General features: G+C 57.4%; 19 protein-coding genes. 15 read left to right on the top strand and 4 right to left on the bottom strand.

All coding sequences use genetic code 11. The annotated features are described in order from the left end of the window. Nucleotides 1-112: 112 nt before the first annotated feature. Nucleotides 113-334: a hypothetical protein gene (locus tag A8O26_RS03050; RefSeq protein WP_064116713.1), complete on the top strand. Its 222-nt coding sequence runs from the start codon at nt 113-115 to the stop codon at nt 332-334. On the opposite strand, the gene A8O26_RS03045 is transcribed toward A8O26_RS03050, so the two are convergent. Continuing rightward, nucleotides 317-736 carry a hypothetical protein gene (locus A8O26_RS03045; RefSeq protein WP_172828112.1) on the bottom strand — a complete coding sequence of 140 codons (420 nt, stop codon included), beginning with the start codon at nt 734-736 and terminating at the stop codon, nt 317-319. The genes A8O26_RS03050 and A8O26_RS03045 overlap by 18 nt on opposite strands. Between A8O26_RS03045 and A8O26_RS03040 the strand changes: the two genes are divergently transcribed. Next, nucleotides 726-1,058 carry a phage holin, lambda family gene (locus A8O26_RS03040; protein WP_064116711.1) on the top strand — a complete coding sequence of 111 codons (333 nt, stop codon included), beginning with the start codon at nt 726-728 and terminating at the stop codon, nt 1,056-1,058. The genes A8O26_RS03045 and A8O26_RS03040 overlap by 11 nt on opposite strands. A 51-nt stretch (nt 1,059-1,109) precedes the next feature. On the opposite strand, the gene A8O26_RS03035 is transcribed toward A8O26_RS03040, so the two are convergent. Together A8O26_RS03035 and A8O26_RS03030 are read right to left on the bottom strand one after the other, a co-directional pair. Beyond that, complete coding sequence (locus tag A8O26_RS03035; RefSeq protein WP_007965012.1) at nt 1,110-1,598, bottom strand: DUF6530 family protein; 489 nt, start codon at nt 1,596-1,598, stop codon at nt 1,110-1,112. Nucleotides 1,599-1,666: 68 nt separating this feature from the next. Beyond that, nucleotides 1,667-2,080: a hypothetical protein gene (locus A8O26_RS03030; protein WP_064116710.1), complete on the bottom strand. Its 414-nt coding sequence runs from the start codon at nt 2,078-2,080 to the stop codon at nt 1,667-1,669. Nucleotides 2,081-2,438: 358 nt separating this feature from the next. On the opposite strand from A8O26_RS03030, the gene A8O26_RS03025 reads away from it, so the two are divergent. The 5 genes from A8O26_RS03025 to A8O26_RS03005 are packed head-to-tail and all read left to right on the top strand — an operon-like array spanning nt 2,439 to nt 7,317. Next, a complete protein-coding gene (locus tag A8O26_RS03025; protein WP_064116709.1) occupies nt 2,439-3,062 on the top strand; it encodes a putative metallopeptidase in 624 nt (207 codons plus the stop codon). A 30-nt stretch (nt 3,063-3,092) separates the two neighbouring features. After that, nucleotides 3,093-3,554: a DUF2280 domain-containing protein gene (locus A8O26_RS03020; protein WP_064116708.1), complete on the top strand. Its 462-nt coding sequence runs from the start codon at nt 3,093-3,095 to the stop codon at nt 3,552-3,554. Continuing rightward, a complete protein-coding gene (locus A8O26_RS03015; protein ID WP_064116707.1) occupies nt 3,541-4,842 on the top strand; it encodes a terminase large subunit domain-containing protein in 1,302 nt (433 codons plus the stop codon). The genes A8O26_RS03020 and A8O26_RS03015 overlap by 14 nt, the downstream gene beginning before the upstream one ends. Continuing rightward, the gene (locus A8O26_RS03010) at nt 4,839-6,257 is read left to right on the top strand and encodes a DUF4055 domain-containing protein (RefSeq protein ID WP_064116706.1); all 1,419 of its coding nucleotides are present in this window, start codon (nt 4,839-4,841) and stop codon (nt 6,255-6,257) included. The genes A8O26_RS03015 and A8O26_RS03010 overlap by 4 nt, the downstream gene beginning before the upstream one ends. Then, a complete protein-coding gene (locus A8O26_RS03005) occupies nt 6,232-7,317 on the top strand; it encodes a minor capsid protein (protein WP_064116705.1) in 1,086 nt (361 codons plus the stop codon). The genes A8O26_RS03010 and A8O26_RS03005 overlap by 26 nt, the downstream gene beginning before the upstream one ends. A gap of 4 nt (nt 7,318-7,321) precedes the next feature. On the opposite strand, the gene A8O26_RS03000 is transcribed toward A8O26_RS03005, so the two are convergent. After that, on the bottom strand, nt 7,322-7,837 hold the full coding sequence (locus A8O26_RS03000) for a hypothetical protein (protein ID WP_064116704.1): 516 nt from the start codon (nt 7,835-7,837) through the stop codon (nt 7,322-7,324). A gap of 124 nt (nt 7,838-7,961) precedes the next feature. On the opposite strand from A8O26_RS03000, the gene A8O26_RS02995 reads away from it, so the two are divergent. The 8 genes from A8O26_RS02995 (at nt 7,962) to A8O26_RS02955 (ending at nt 13,276) form a co-directional block, all read left to right on the top strand. Next, nucleotides 7,962-8,690: a hypothetical protein gene (locus tag A8O26_RS02995; RefSeq protein WP_064116703.1), complete on the top strand. Its 729-nt coding sequence runs from the start codon at nt 7,962-7,964 to the stop codon at nt 8,688-8,690. A 12-nt stretch (nt 8,691-8,702) separates the two neighbouring features. Then, nucleotides 8,703-9,665: a major capsid protein gene (locus A8O26_RS02990; RefSeq protein WP_064116702.1), complete on the top strand. Its 963-nt coding sequence runs from the start codon at nt 8,703-8,705 to the stop codon at nt 9,663-9,665. A 45-nt stretch (nt 9,666-9,710) separates the two neighbouring features. Next, on the top strand, nt 9,711-10,301 hold the full coding sequence (locus A8O26_RS02985; protein ID WP_064116701.1) for a hypothetical protein: 591 nt from the start codon (nt 9,711-9,713) through the stop codon (nt 10,299-10,301). A gap of 57 nt (nt 10,302-10,358) precedes the next feature. After that, the gene (locus A8O26_RS02980; RefSeq protein ID WP_064116700.1) at nt 10,359-10,862 is read left to right on the top strand and encodes a DnaT-like ssDNA-binding protein; all 504 of its coding nucleotides are present in this window, start codon (nt 10,359-10,361) and stop codon (nt 10,860-10,862) included. Nucleotides 10,863-11,190: 328 nt separating this feature from the next. Continuing rightward, nucleotides 11,191-11,559 (top strand): hypothetical protein, encoded by a 369-nt coding sequence (locus A8O26_RS02970; RefSeq protein ID WP_064116698.1) that lies wholly within the window; start codon nt 11,191-11,193, stop codon nt 11,557-11,559. Then, nucleotides 11,556-12,152 (top strand): hypothetical protein, encoded by a 597-nt coding sequence (locus A8O26_RS02965; RefSeq protein WP_064116697.1) that lies wholly within the window; start codon nt 11,556-11,558, stop codon nt 12,150-12,152. Before A8O26_RS02970 ends, A8O26_RS02965 begins: the two co-directional genes overlap by 4 nt. Next, complete coding sequence (locus A8O26_RS02960; RefSeq protein ID WP_064116696.1) at nt 12,149-12,577, top strand: phage tail terminator-like protein; 429 nt, start codon at nt 12,149-12,151, stop codon at nt 12,575-12,577. The genes A8O26_RS02965 and A8O26_RS02960 overlap by 4 nt, the downstream gene beginning before the upstream one ends. A gap of 39 nt (nt 12,578-12,616) precedes the next feature. Then, nucleotides 12,617-13,276: a phage tail protein gene (locus A8O26_RS02955; RefSeq protein ID WP_064116695.1), complete on the top strand. Its 660-nt coding sequence runs from the start codon at nt 12,617-12,619 to the stop codon at nt 13,274-13,276. The last annotated feature ends 6 nt before the right edge of the window (nt 13,277-13,282 follow it).

The raw sequence follows: 13,282 nt of genomic DNA, 5'->3' as shown, positions 1-13,282 counted from the left end.
TCAGGGCCTCTGCATTTGCAGGGGCTTTTTCGTTTTCGGCTCCCCACACCCATAGCCCCGAGCTGCGGGTGCTGCTGGAGCTGATTCAAATTTGCACGTTCTGGAGCTGAGTATGAAGAGCGAATACCGCCAGGCCGTTGAGTCGGTAATTGCGCAAGAGGCGAAGCTTGCCGAGGTGACCAAGCTACATGCCGACGCTTCTGTTCGCGAGAAGCAGCTTGCTGACGCATTGCGATCCAACCAAGAGACGCTTAAGCGCTATGAGGCGCGCGCGGCAGAGCTGGAATCGCAGATCTTCCAATTACCGACCGAGCGGTCAGAACCCCAGGTATGAATCAAGCACTGAAGGCCATGCTAAGGCACCTTTTGTAGCCTTCTGTTTGTTGGTGATATCGATTACCACCATGATGTCTTTTGTGGAGTTGAAGTCGCTGCCGATGTACAGGTCAGTACAAAGTGTTTCGGCAGTGGTATCGAGCTCGAAGCAGTAGAACGACGTCGTTTCATCCCAGTGTCTATAGCTGGTTAGTTCATTGATCTTCTTTACGAACGAGTCATACCTTTCACCACGAGTGTCATCAGATTTGAATTTAAAGGTGACAATAAAGCTTGCCATGGTTCCGTCCATCGTTTTGCTGTAAGGGGCAATGACGATAGCACGGAGCCATACGCCCGCCACCGAGCGGGCTTTTTTATTCCTAACTCCCTGACGGGGAGGAACAGAGATGTCAAACATGCCAGACAAACCAGACACATGGGCGATAGCGCTTGCGTGGTTGAGCCAGCATTCGCCGATCCTCTATGCGGCTGCGCTGTCCTGCGCCATGGCCGTCTTGAGGATTACTTACGGTGGCGGGACTCGTCGGCAGATGCTGGTGGAAGGCGCCATTTGCGGCGGCCTCACACTGACCATCATCAGCGGCCTGGACTTCTTCGGCCTGCCCCAGAGCATGGCTACCTTCGCCGGCGGCTGGGTTGGCTTCCTGGGCGTTGAGAAGATCCGCAACATCGCGGATCGGGTGACTGACTTCAAGCTTCCCACACGCAAGGCGGAGTAAGTCGCGACACGTTTCGCGAATCAGCAAATTGTGTCGCGCCATGTAGACCAGTCAGAGCTTGCCCTGAGTTTTCAGATTACTAAGCAACTGATATAGCTTGTTAAATCTACCTTTGAGGTCCTCGCCATAATTGTCGAGGAAGGAATCGAACTGTGCCTTTTCTTGCTGGGTTATTTGTTCCTCCTGGATTCGAAATCCATCGGGTTGATCAGTAAATAGGCCGCGTTCTATTTCTACTGCTGAATTGTCGCGGTCCAGCAGGGCTTTGGCCAAAAAAATGGAGGAGTCGATTACACGGTGGAGAGGGAGCTCTTCCGATTGTCGCGACCATTTGTCTTTGTAACGCATGATTTTCAGCGAGAGTTCGTCACTATCCCATTGCGAAAAGCCAACAGAAAGGTATCTGACATCGGTGTTTTTTCGGTACATGCCGTCAAATGTTTTGTAAGGCATGGCATAGACGGGCTTGTGATCTAGGTGCAGAGGAAGAGGCGGGGAAAATTTGTAATTTTCCTTCGCTGCGAATTCTTCGATGGGCATGGTTAGCAATCCTTTGAAGGAGGGGGCGCAGGTGTACCGCAGGTAGTGCGGCATGGATTGCCCAGATCTTAAACAGTCTCTTTTTTGTGGCCTGTGCGGGCCTCTCTGTGCTTGTGGTCGAGCTCAATGAACTCGTCTGTCGGCTCGTCATTGTGAAGTAATACGTATCGTTCTGACTCTTGTCGTGTAAGTCCGACAAACAGTTCTTTGTCGGATTCAACTATGAGCGCTCCCGTCGCTTCCAATTGCTTCCTGTTGAAGTTGGGAAGATATAGGGGCTCCACTCCCGAGTTCAGTAGACCACAAGCGCTCACCGCCTCATCCTCAATTTGATACGGGCCGCCGACGTAATCACCGTCAGCCTGCGAGTCCTCGATCTGATAGCAGTATTGATCGATCGGGAGCGCGGGTGGCTGTGCCCCATGTTGAATTGCGATAAGTGCCACGTTTGGGCGGTGCACAACACTGTATCTGTCGTTCATTGAATCCATCCTTGTGTTTGACGCTTACCAATACCGTCAACCAGTTTTCATTTCAAGCAATCGGGACAATCTATGACAACCAAGCAACCCGACTGGGAGGCTATCGAACGAGCCTACCCAGCCGAGATTGCAAACGTCAGGGCTTACTGAGCAGGCAAGCAGCAATCCCGGGCTCTACGCATTCCGGAGCGATCATTAAAATGACGACCGCTACTGCAAGTACTAAGTAAATCGTGTTTTTCATCCTGTGAGCCTCGTAGGTTAATGAGCGCTCATTAGGCCCCGGCCGGCTCGCACATTGGCGGGCAATCTGCCCCTCTTTTGGGGGCGAACTCTGAATTGAGAAGGTTCTTCTGGTATGAATCGGCCGCGTCCTCCTGCGTCATTGGTCGAGCAATCCGATCTTTCGGATTTCGGCACCCGCCTGATGCCTGCCCCCGAAGTATGGGAATGGCTCCAAGCCGAAATCCTCGCCGACACTGGAAGCATCCACAACGAAGAGCATGCCCATCTGATCGATGCGGATATTCGTGTGATGTGGGCGTCTGCCGCCTTCACGAAGAAGGGTCGGACGGTGGTCGGCCAGGCTGAACAGGTAGCGTTCCGCGCCGGTGGCTGGCAGAAGGCCCGAATGGAACAACAGATGCTGGATTGGTTCGGCGACGTGCCGGCCTACATAATCACACTAGCTGCCGACTACTGCGCTCAATGCTCCGACGCTGACTTCTGCGCACTGGTCGAACATGAGCTGTACCACATCGCTCAGGCGACCGATCAGTACGGCGCACCCAAGTTCACCCAGGAAGGATTGCCCAAGCTTGAGATGCGCGGACACGACGTTGAAGAGTTCGTCGGTGTGGTGCGTCGCTATGGTGCGAGCCCGGCGGTTCAAGAGCTGGTGGATGCTGCAAACAATCCTGCTGAGGTAGGGAAAATGAACATTGCGAGGGCCTGCGGAACCTGTCTGCTCAAGTCGGCCTGACTTTGACAGCACTTTGACGGATGCCCATCTATGGCCGCACTCAGAGACGAGGTGAAAGCCTTTGTTGTACAGGCGCTGGCCTGCTTTGACACGCCATCTCAAGTGGTGGCCTCAGTCAAAGAAACCTTCGGGATCGATGTCACTCGCCACCAGTGTGAGGCATACGACCCCACGAAATACGTTGGGCGGAGCCTGAACCAGAAGTGGAAGACGTTGTTTGAAGACACGCGCGCTCGCTTCCGCGAGGAGACAGCCGAGATCCCGATCGCCAACCGAGCGTTCCGGCTCCGAGCCATGAACCGTTTTGTCGAACGGGCCGAGACGATGAAGAACATCGGCCTCGCCATGCAGATCCTCGAGCAGGCCGCGAAGGAAGTCGGCGACGTCTATGTGAACCGTAACCGGAAGGACGAGCCAGACGATGAGCCGGCAATCCCGACGCGCATTCAGGTCGACGTAGTGGACGCGAGGAAGCCGAATGCCGAGCCTTAACGTTCCGCAGTCGCAGTTCCTCCTTTTGCCCCACAAGTTTCGTGCTTTCGTTGCTGGCTTCGGCTCCGGAAAGACTTGGGTCGGATGCTCAGCACTGAGCAAGCATTTCATGGAGTGGCCGGGTGTCAACGCTGGTTACTTCGCACCGACTTACCCGCAGATTCGAGACATCTTCTATCCCACGATGGAGGAGGTGGCATATGACTGGGGGCTGAAGACCAAGATCAACCAGGCGAACCATGAGGTTCACATTTACAGCGGCCGGCAGTATCGCGGCACTGTGATTTGCCGATCCATGGAGAAGCCGCAAACCATCGTCGGCTTCAAGATCGGTCACGCATTGGTCGATGAGCTGGACGTGCTGACGTCGATCAAGGCGCAGCAGGCTTGGCGCAAGATTATTGCCAGGATGCGTTACAACCTGCCCGGGCTGAAAAACGGCGTGGACGTAACCACGACGCCGGAAGGCTTCAAGTTCGTCTTTCTCCAGTTCGTGAAGCAGTTGCGCGACAAGCCGGCGCTGAAGGAAATGTATGGGCTGATCCAGGCCAGCACCTTCGACAACGAGCTGAACCTGCCTGACGACTACATCGCCTCGCTGATGGAGTCGTACCCCGAGCAATTGATTCGCGCGTACCTGAACGGACAGTTCGTCAACCTGACGTCCGGGTCGATCTATCACGCCTACGACCGCAAGCTGAATCAGTGCTTCGACACTGTGCAGCCCGGTGAGCCGCTGTTCATCGGCATGGACTTCAACGTCGGCAAGATGGCGGCGATCACCCACGTCAAACGTGACCAGGGCCTGCCGCGGGCCGTGGACGAGCTGATGGATGGCTACGACACCCCGGACATGATCCGCCGCATTAAAGAACGGTACTGGGAACACACCGGCAACGACTACAAGAAGACCTGCGAGATCCGGATCTACCCGGACGCCTCCGGTGATTCGCGTAAGTCGGTCAATGCCAGTCTCACCGATATCGCCATGCTCAAGCAGGCGGGCTTCACGGTCATCGCGCCGGCGGCCAACCCACCGGTGAAAGATCGGATCAACGCCATGAACGCCATGTTCTGCAACGCGCAGGACGAGCGGCGTTACCTGGTTAATCCGTTTACATGTCCGACCTATGCCGATGGCCTGGAACAGCAGATCTGGGCGCCCAATGGCGAGCCAGATAAGAGCCAAGGAAACGACCACGCCAACGATGGCGGCGGTTACTTCATTCACCGCGAGTACCCGATCATCAAGCCGGTCACCGCTATCAAAATGGGATACGCCCGATGAGCAACGACGTCTCCTTCAAGCGGGCGGACTACATCGAAGTGCTGGATCGTTGGGCAACCGTGCGCGATGTTTGCGCCGGTCAGCACCGCGTTGTTGACCGACTGCCGTACATCAATGGTCACGACAAGTCGCCGGAGAACGTAGACCGAAACAAGGCCTATCGCGAACGGGCGGTGTTCAAGAACGCCACCGGTCACACGCGCAATGGCTTGCTCGGTTTGGCGTTTCACAAAGACCCGACGCTGACAGTTGCCAAGAAGATGGAGTACTTGCAGGACAACGCCAACGGCTCCGGCGTGAGCATCTACCAGCACTCGCAAGGCACACTCGAAAAGGTGCTTGAGGCTGGGCGGCATGGTCTTTACGTCGACTATCACCAAGACGCCGGCACCGGTGGGCACTCTGTGATCCTGTCGTACTGCGCCGAAGACATCATCAACTGGCGCACGGGCATGGTGAACGGACACTGCGTGCTGACCCTGGTGGTGCTGCGCGAATCGCCGGAAATCGAAGACGGCTTCGGCTTCAAGGTGATCGAGCAGTACCGGGAACTGGCTCTCGAGGATGATGGCTTTGTCTGCCGTGTTTGGCGCCGGTCCGGGCCGAAAGGTGGCGGGCCGTTGGCCGTTGTTCAGGAGTTCAGACCCACCGGCGCCGCCGGCCGCCTGAAGGAGATCCCGTTCACCTTCATCGGCGCACAGAACAACGACCCGAGCATCGACGAGTCGCCGCTGTACGACATCGCAATGATCAACCTGGGCCATTACCGGAACAGTGCCGACTATGAAGACAGCGTCTTCTGGTGTGGTCAGGCCCAGCCATGGATTTCCGGTCTGGACGAACAGTGGCGCGACTGGATGGAAAAGAACGGCGTCTACGTTGGTTCCCGCGCACCGATGATGCTGCCTGCCGGCGGACAGTTCGGCTATGCCCAGCCACTGCCGAACACACTGGTGAAGGAGGCCATGGCTGACAAGAACCAGATGATGATCGAGCTCGGCGCCCGGATGGTCGTGGCTTCTCTCTCGTCCAAGACGGCGACCGAGGCCCGTGGTGATCAGTCTGCATCGACGTCAGTGCTCGCCGGCTGCGTGGCCAACGTCAGCGAGGCTTACACCCGGGCGATCATGTGGTGCTGCACCTACATGGGCGTCGACGACGCGAAGGCCGCTTACCAGATCAACCAGGAGTTCGTGGAACTGACGGCAGATCCGCAAATGATCACCGCACTGGTCGGCCTCTGGCAGAACGGTGGATTCGCCAAAGCGGATTTGCGAGCCTACCTTCGCAAACTTGGCCTGATCGCGCCTGAGCGCACCGACCAGCAAATCGACGGTGAGCTGGCAGAGCAGGGCGACGGCTTGGGCCTAGACGATGAGGACGAAGTAGATGGCGGCAAACCAAGCAATCCTTGACGCCACGATTCGGCACGCGGTCTTCCTCGAAAAGCTGAAGGCAGGGGAGGTCGGCAAGTTCGCTCCCTTCCTGAAGGAGATCGACCGCTCGATTCGCGATCGGCTCACCCAGTCGGATCTGACCGAGTACAACGTCAAGCGGCTGGAAGCGCTGCTGAAAGAGGTCGACAGTCTGCTACTGGGCATCTTCGACCGCTACAGCGCACAACTGAACCTCGACCTGATCGACATCGCCAATTACGAGGCTGAGTTTGAAGCGTCGAGCCTGGCCCGGTCGGCGCCGGTTGGTGTTTCGTTGGATGTGGTCGCGCCAACGGCAGCGGCTATCCGCACGGCAGTGCTGACCAATCCCCTCAGTGTGCGCGGCAACGGTGGCGGTAAGCTGCTGAAGTCGTTCATCAAGGGCTGGACCAGTGCCGAGCGCGAGCGCGTCAACGGCACCATCCGGCAGGGTTTCTTCGAAGGACAAACGAACTTCCAGATCATCCGCAACATTCGCGGAACAAAGTCGGCCGGCTACAAGGACGGCATTCTCGCCACCACCAACCGCAATGCCAGCACTGTCGTGCACACCGCGATACAGCATGTGTCGTCTCAGGCGCGCATGGAGGTGGCCAAGGCCAACACGGACATCGTGTCCGAAGTGGAGATGGTCGCCACGCTGGACAGCAAGACCAGCCAGCAGTGTCGGTCCATGGATAAGCGACGGTTTCCGGTCGATTTCGGGCCGAGGCCACCGTTTCACCCGAATTGCCGTACGACGTTCATCCTGCTGACCAAGCTCAGCGAGATGTTTGCCAAGGGCGCTACTCGAGCCTCTGTGGGCGCAGATGGAGCAGGGCAGGTCAGTGCGAGCCTCGACTATTACCACTGGCTTCAGCAGCAGCCGGCGTCGTTTCAGGACGTGGCAATCGGGCCGGTGCGGGCAAAGTTGTTTCGCAAAGGAGGTCTGACCATCGAGCGCTTCGCGGAGCTGCAGCTTGATCGCAACTTCGCGCCGTTGACCTTGGCTCAAATGAAGAGACTGGAACCTCTGGCATTCGAGCGTGCAGGAATGTGATAGCTCAGCAATCTTTTCGCTGAGTGTCTAGTTCTGACATGTATTCGTAGTAGGCGTCTTTCCAGTCTGTGACGAGCTTTTCGTATTCCTCTTTAATGAACTCTGGCCTTTCAAAGGATTTGTAGTCCGAAACACGAATGGTCATCCAGTCGGTGAGCTCACCGGATTTTTCTCCGAGTTTTGAGTTGTTCAACAGCATCAATGAGTAACCAGCACTCGAGAAAGCTTGTACGTAATTGGGCTTTTTCTCTTGAAATCCTGGAGACGCACTTCCGGTCGCTAGTGTTGCTAGCGAAACGATAAAAGCATCACTTTTGATTCGGGCGGACTCTTCCCTTTTGTCTAGCCGACTTATGCAACTGAGTTTTTCACTAGACCTCGTCGTTTGCGCGCTGCTTATCCAGGACGTGACGCTGGCCGCAAGTACGCCAGTGAGTGTCAGTGCGGAGGATAAGACTGCAATCTTTAACGCATTCTTCAGATTCTTTTGTGTTTCATATCTTGATGCCCTTGACGCCATTTTTATTTGCCTCCTAAAAGGCCGGCATTGAAATGGATCAGCACTGGAAACGCAACGTCACCCGCTCAGGCGGGTTTTTTTACGCCTGTAAAGCGGGCAACACATACCCAAGGGGTGCATCACCGTGGCAGAAGAAAACGAAATCGACCTGGAAAACCCGGCAATCAAGGGCGCAATCGCGACTGCCGTTGAAGCATCCGTTTCCGGTCTGAAAACCAAGAACTCGGAACTGCTGGGCAAGCTGAAGGAAACCTCCGGCAAGCTGACTCAGTTCGAAACCCAGTTTGAAGGCATCGATATCGACGCTGTCAAAGGTTTGCTCAGTCGCGCAGGCCAGGACGAAGAAACCAAGCTGCTGACAGAGGGCAAGGTGGATGAAGTCTTCAATCGCCGAACCGAACGCCTGCGCGCAGATACCGACAAGCAATTGAAGGCAATCACCGCACGCGCAGAGAAGGCTGAAGCTTTCGCTGCGAAGTTTCAGGGCAAAGTCCTGGGCGACTCGGTGCGCGGCGCAGCGCTGAAAGCCGGCGCGCTGCCGGAAGCAACCGACGACATCATCCTGCGCGCCAAGGGCGTGTTCTCACTGAACGAAGAAGGCGAGGCTGTCGCCGTTGATGAGTCTGGCCAGACCATCCTCGGCAAAGACGGCAAGACCCCTCTGACTCCGCTCGAATGGGCGGAATCACTGCGCGAAAGCGCACCTCATCTGTGGCCAAGGGCCTCAGGCACACAAGCCCCGGGCGGGGGTGGCGGCCAGGCTGCATTCAAGCGCTCCGAAATGACTGCCGAGCAAAAGCGCGATTACCAGCGCAAGCACGGCCAAACCGCATACCTGCAACTGCCCAAGTAAGGGGATTCACCCATGGCAACGACTGTGAACAGCGACCTGATCATCTACAACGATGAGGCGCAAACTGCATACCTGGAGCGTGTCCAGGACAACCTCGACGTTTTCAACGCATCGTCCAATGGTGCGATCGTGCTCGACAACGAGCTGATCGAAGGCGACTTCCGCAAGCGCTCGTTTTACAAGATCGGCGGATCGCTGGAGCACCGCGACGTTAACTCCACCGGCAAGGTGACCGCGAAGAAGATCGGCGCGGGCGAAGCCGTTGGCGTCAAAGCACCGTGGAAGTACGGCCCGTACCAGACCACCGAAGAAGCATTCAAACGCCGCGGCCGACCGGTCGACGAGTTCTCGCAGATCATCGGCGCCGACGTTGCCGATGCCACTCTGGAAGGTTTCATCCAGTACGCCACTGCTGCACTGCGCGCCTCGATCGGCTCCAACGCTGACATGGTGGTATCGGCCAACATTGAAACCGACGGCAAGAAGACACTGACCCGCGGCATGCGCAAGTTCGGCGACAAGTTCGGCCGTATCGCGCTGTGGGTTATGCACTCCAGTGCGTATTTCGACATCGTCGAAGAGGCGATCGCAAACAAGGTCTACGAAGAGGCGGGTGTCGTCATCTACGGCGGCCTGCCAGGCACTCTCGGCAAGCCAGTGCTGATCACCGACACCGCGCCTGCGGATGTGATCTTTGGCCTGCTGCCAAACGCTGTGGTGATCACTGAATCTCAGGCGCCCGGCTTCCGTTCGTACGCGGTGAACGACGAAGAGAACCTGGGTATCGGCTACCGCGCTGAAGGCACCGTCAACATCGATGTTCTCGGCTACAGCTGGAAGGAAACCGCTGGCGGTGCGAACCCTACGCTCGCCGCTGTGGGTTCGGCTGCTAACTGGGTCAAGCATTCCAACAGCAACAAGGTGACTGCTGGTGTGCTGATCACCCTGACCACCACGCCACCAGCCGGCGGCTGATACTGGCCCTGACAGCGGCCAGCAGTGGCCGCTACGGAGACTTTTATGGAACTGGTTTACTCCACTCAGAATTCGGATTTCGATCCGGAAAAGCGGTACCGCAATCCAGCGCACTTTGATCGGCCTGAAGCGGGTGTGACACACGCGGTTGTGATTGGCGATTGGCCGAAGGTGGCCGACGCTTATGAGGCGCTTGGCGTTGAGGTCTTGGTGACGAAGCCTTTGATCAGCGAACCGGTTGATTTAGGTGGCGCTGCGGTCATTGCCAGCCTTGAGCAGGACAACGCCACGCTGCGCGCCGAGCGCGACGGCATCCTGCGACTGATCGAAGCCGCCGAGGGGCAATCGGAGCTGGAACACCCGGGCGCAGGCGAACTGCCGATCCGCTTGTTCGGTGCGCTGAAAGCCATTCATGAGGGTTTCGAAACCCTTACGGGCGAACGTGACAACTTGGCGGGCGAGGTTGAATCTCTCCGCGCTGAAGTCGAACGCCTGAAGGCGGCAGCGGAACCGGTCGACAATGCTGAGAAGATCGCTGGTCTCAAAGCGAAGCTCGACGCCGCCAATGTGCCGTATCGAGCGAATGCTTCGGTTGAGTCGCTGGAAAAGGCGGTCTCTGAGCTTCCGAACGCGTAATAATCCGGGTGCCCGGTAACGTGGCATCCGATCCAGAACATCACAGCGAGCTGATTCATGACTCTCATCATCGAGGACGGTACCGGCAAGCCTGACGCCGAAAGCTACGCATCCGCCGAGGACTTGGCCATGTACGCCGTGAAGTTTGGCGTGGTCATCCCGGCGGAGGTGCCAGCGCAGGAAGCGTTGCTGCGCCGGGCCGCGCTGGCAATGGACGGCATGACCTGGAAAGGGCGAAAGTCCAACAGCGAGCAGGCTCTGGCCTGGCCGCGCCGCGGTATCGAGTTGGATTACGAGATCAAGCCCGACAACTACCTGCCTGCGCGGATCCAGTACGGGCAAATGGCGCTGGCTGCTGAGATCCACAATGACGATGTCGACCCGATCGAGAAGCGCAAAGGCGCGGTGACGCTGGAACGAGTCGAAGGCGCGGTGACTCGCGAATACGCGACGATCCCCAACACCAGCAATCGGCTATTGCCGGCGGCGCCTGATCGGCCGAGCGCTACGCAGTTTGCCGACTACTTACAAAAGCGCGGGCTGTTCGCTGTTCGGGCTTGAGCTATAGCCCCAAGTCGTCTTCTAAGATTTTCCCAGTAAGGCGGTGCGGCGGAGATCCCCTGAGATCCCAAGCCCGAAGGTCTCGGTCAAGATCTGAATACAGGAACTCTCCATCATCAAGCACATATTTCTCAAATATGTTGACGGCTAAATGATTAAATTTCGTTCCTGCTAGCGCCTCTCTCAACAGCGTTTGGAGTTGGATTTCCAAGCGCTGCCTCTTGGCTCGTGGATGCTTGTGCTTTATAGCGAAGTTCAGACTAAGCGCTGTCCGACGTAGCAGGCTGAGTACTTTCGGCGTCATCAATCAACTCTCAGGGGGATAGACATGGCCTTCTATGACGAAATGGCCGTGATGGTTCTGGATATGATCACAGAGTTCGGCCAGCCCGTAACCATCAGCAAGACGGAGCCGGGCGAGTACGATCCTGAAACAGGTGGGGATTCACCGGGCGCCACCATCGAACAGACCGCCCAAGGCATCCTGCTCGACTTCACCGGTCAGGAGTTCCAGAACAACAGCCTCATTAAGCAGGGCGACAAGAAATTGAAGATCGCCGCGCAGGGGCTGGAATGGGTGCCTGAGTTACTGAACAAGGTCATTATTCAAGGTCGCACCTGGTCAATCGTCCCTCCCTTGAAAGAAATCAATCCGGCCGGCACGCCGATTATCTACGAATTGCAGGTGAGGTCATGAGCCGGGCGGGCGCCGGTCAATCCGGCAGCTTCGCGCTGAGTCTCGCCGAGTTTGCGGCCGAGACCAGCGAAGCCATCGACGCGAGTGTGCGCGAGATCATAATCGAGGTCGGCAGTAGCCTGATCCGCATGTCTCCTGTAGGTAACCCGGAGATCTGGGCACAGAACGCTATCGCGACCCAGTACAACAAGGCTGTCGCCGACCATAACAGCGCGCTGCGCAGCGATTCGACCAGCCTCACCAAGGGCGGCAGGCTCAAGAGAGGCCGCAAGCTCAACGACGGCATGGATATCAAGGCGCCCGAAGGCTACGTCGGCGGCCGGTTCCGCGCGAACTGGCACATCTCTCTCGGCGTGGTCGAGAGCGTCACCTTCGACGAGGTTGACCCGAGCGGCGCCGAGACTACCGCGGCGCTGGTAGCAGCAATGAGCGACTTCACCGCCGGCCAGATGGCCTACATCATCAACAACTTGCCCTACGCGATTCCGCTGGAGTTCGGTCATTCGACCCAGGCTCCCGGCGGCATGGTCCGGGTAACCGTGGCTCGCTTCCAGCAGATCGTGCAGGAGGCCATCAGGAACAATCAGGTATGAGTCACGCACGCGCCCGTCAGGCCATCGAAACGAAGCTGGCCGCATGGTCGGCTGCGCGTCCAATACGAGTGGCCTACTCGAATCAGCCATTCACGCCAAATCCATCTGAAACCTATCTCCGGGCCTTTCAGCTTCCAGCCAGCACCACTTGCCGTTATCTCGGCGGGGACGCCTACGAATACGCCGGCGTCTATCAGATCAGCATCGTCTGTCCATCTGCCCAGGCCATGGCCACCGCAGAGACGCTTGTTGAGGAGCTGACCCAACTCTTTCGCGTAGACACGCCACTGGCCCGCAACGGGTTCGATGGCCTCATCACGGAACCAGTAGATCAAGGACCAACAATCACAGAGTCGGCGACCTACACGGTCCCGGCCAGCTTCACCTACGCAGGTGTCGCAGACCAACCGCCCGCCGGGGCATAACCTACCGCCGTCAGGCGGGCACTCAAGAGGAAACACACCATGGCCGCACGCTTCCCGCTGCCGAACGGCGCTGTGCTGGAGATCGCCAGCGTTATGGGATCCGCCGTCGCTTTTACTACTTTGACCAATGCGAAACCGCCGGTCGCCGCCTCTGTAGGGCACGACATTGAAAACGGCGACGTTTTGCTGATCAACTCCGGTTGGGCGCTGATAAATGATCGCGCAGTAAAGGCGTCCGGGATTACCGCCGATGCGTTTGCGCTGGCCGGCCTCAACACCACCAACACCGACAAATTCACTGCTGGTGCTGGTTCTGGCTCAGTGATTCCTGTGTCCGGATGGACGCAAATCTCGAAAGTTACGTCCTTCACATCCTCCGGCGGTGAGCAGCAATATCAAACTGTCGGCTACCTGGAAGATGACGACGACAAGCAGTTCCCTACCAACCGCAACCCGACCACTATCACTATCGTGGTGGAGGATCAGCCGACCGCTCAATACGTCGAGACTGTCGAAGGCTTCGACGACACCAAAGAGCTGGCCGTTGTACGCATGAAGTTGCGTAACGGCGATCAGATCCTCTACCCGGGTTATGTGAGCATCACTCCTGATCCAACGATGGAGCGTAACAACGTGATGACGCGAACCATCAGCATCGGGCTTTCGGCTCGTTCGCTTCGTTACTTGGCCGGCGCATAAGGACTC

Origin of the sequence: Pseudomonas fluorescens, assembly GCF_001648775.1 — a bacterium.
GTDB classification, from domain to species: domain Bacteria; phylum Pseudomonadota; class Gammaproteobacteria; order Pseudomonadales; family Pseudomonadaceae; genus Aquipseudomonas; species Aquipseudomonas fluorescens_M.
Note: the sequence above shows the minus strand (reverse complement) of the source record. Positions and strands in the feature narration are given on the sequence as shown.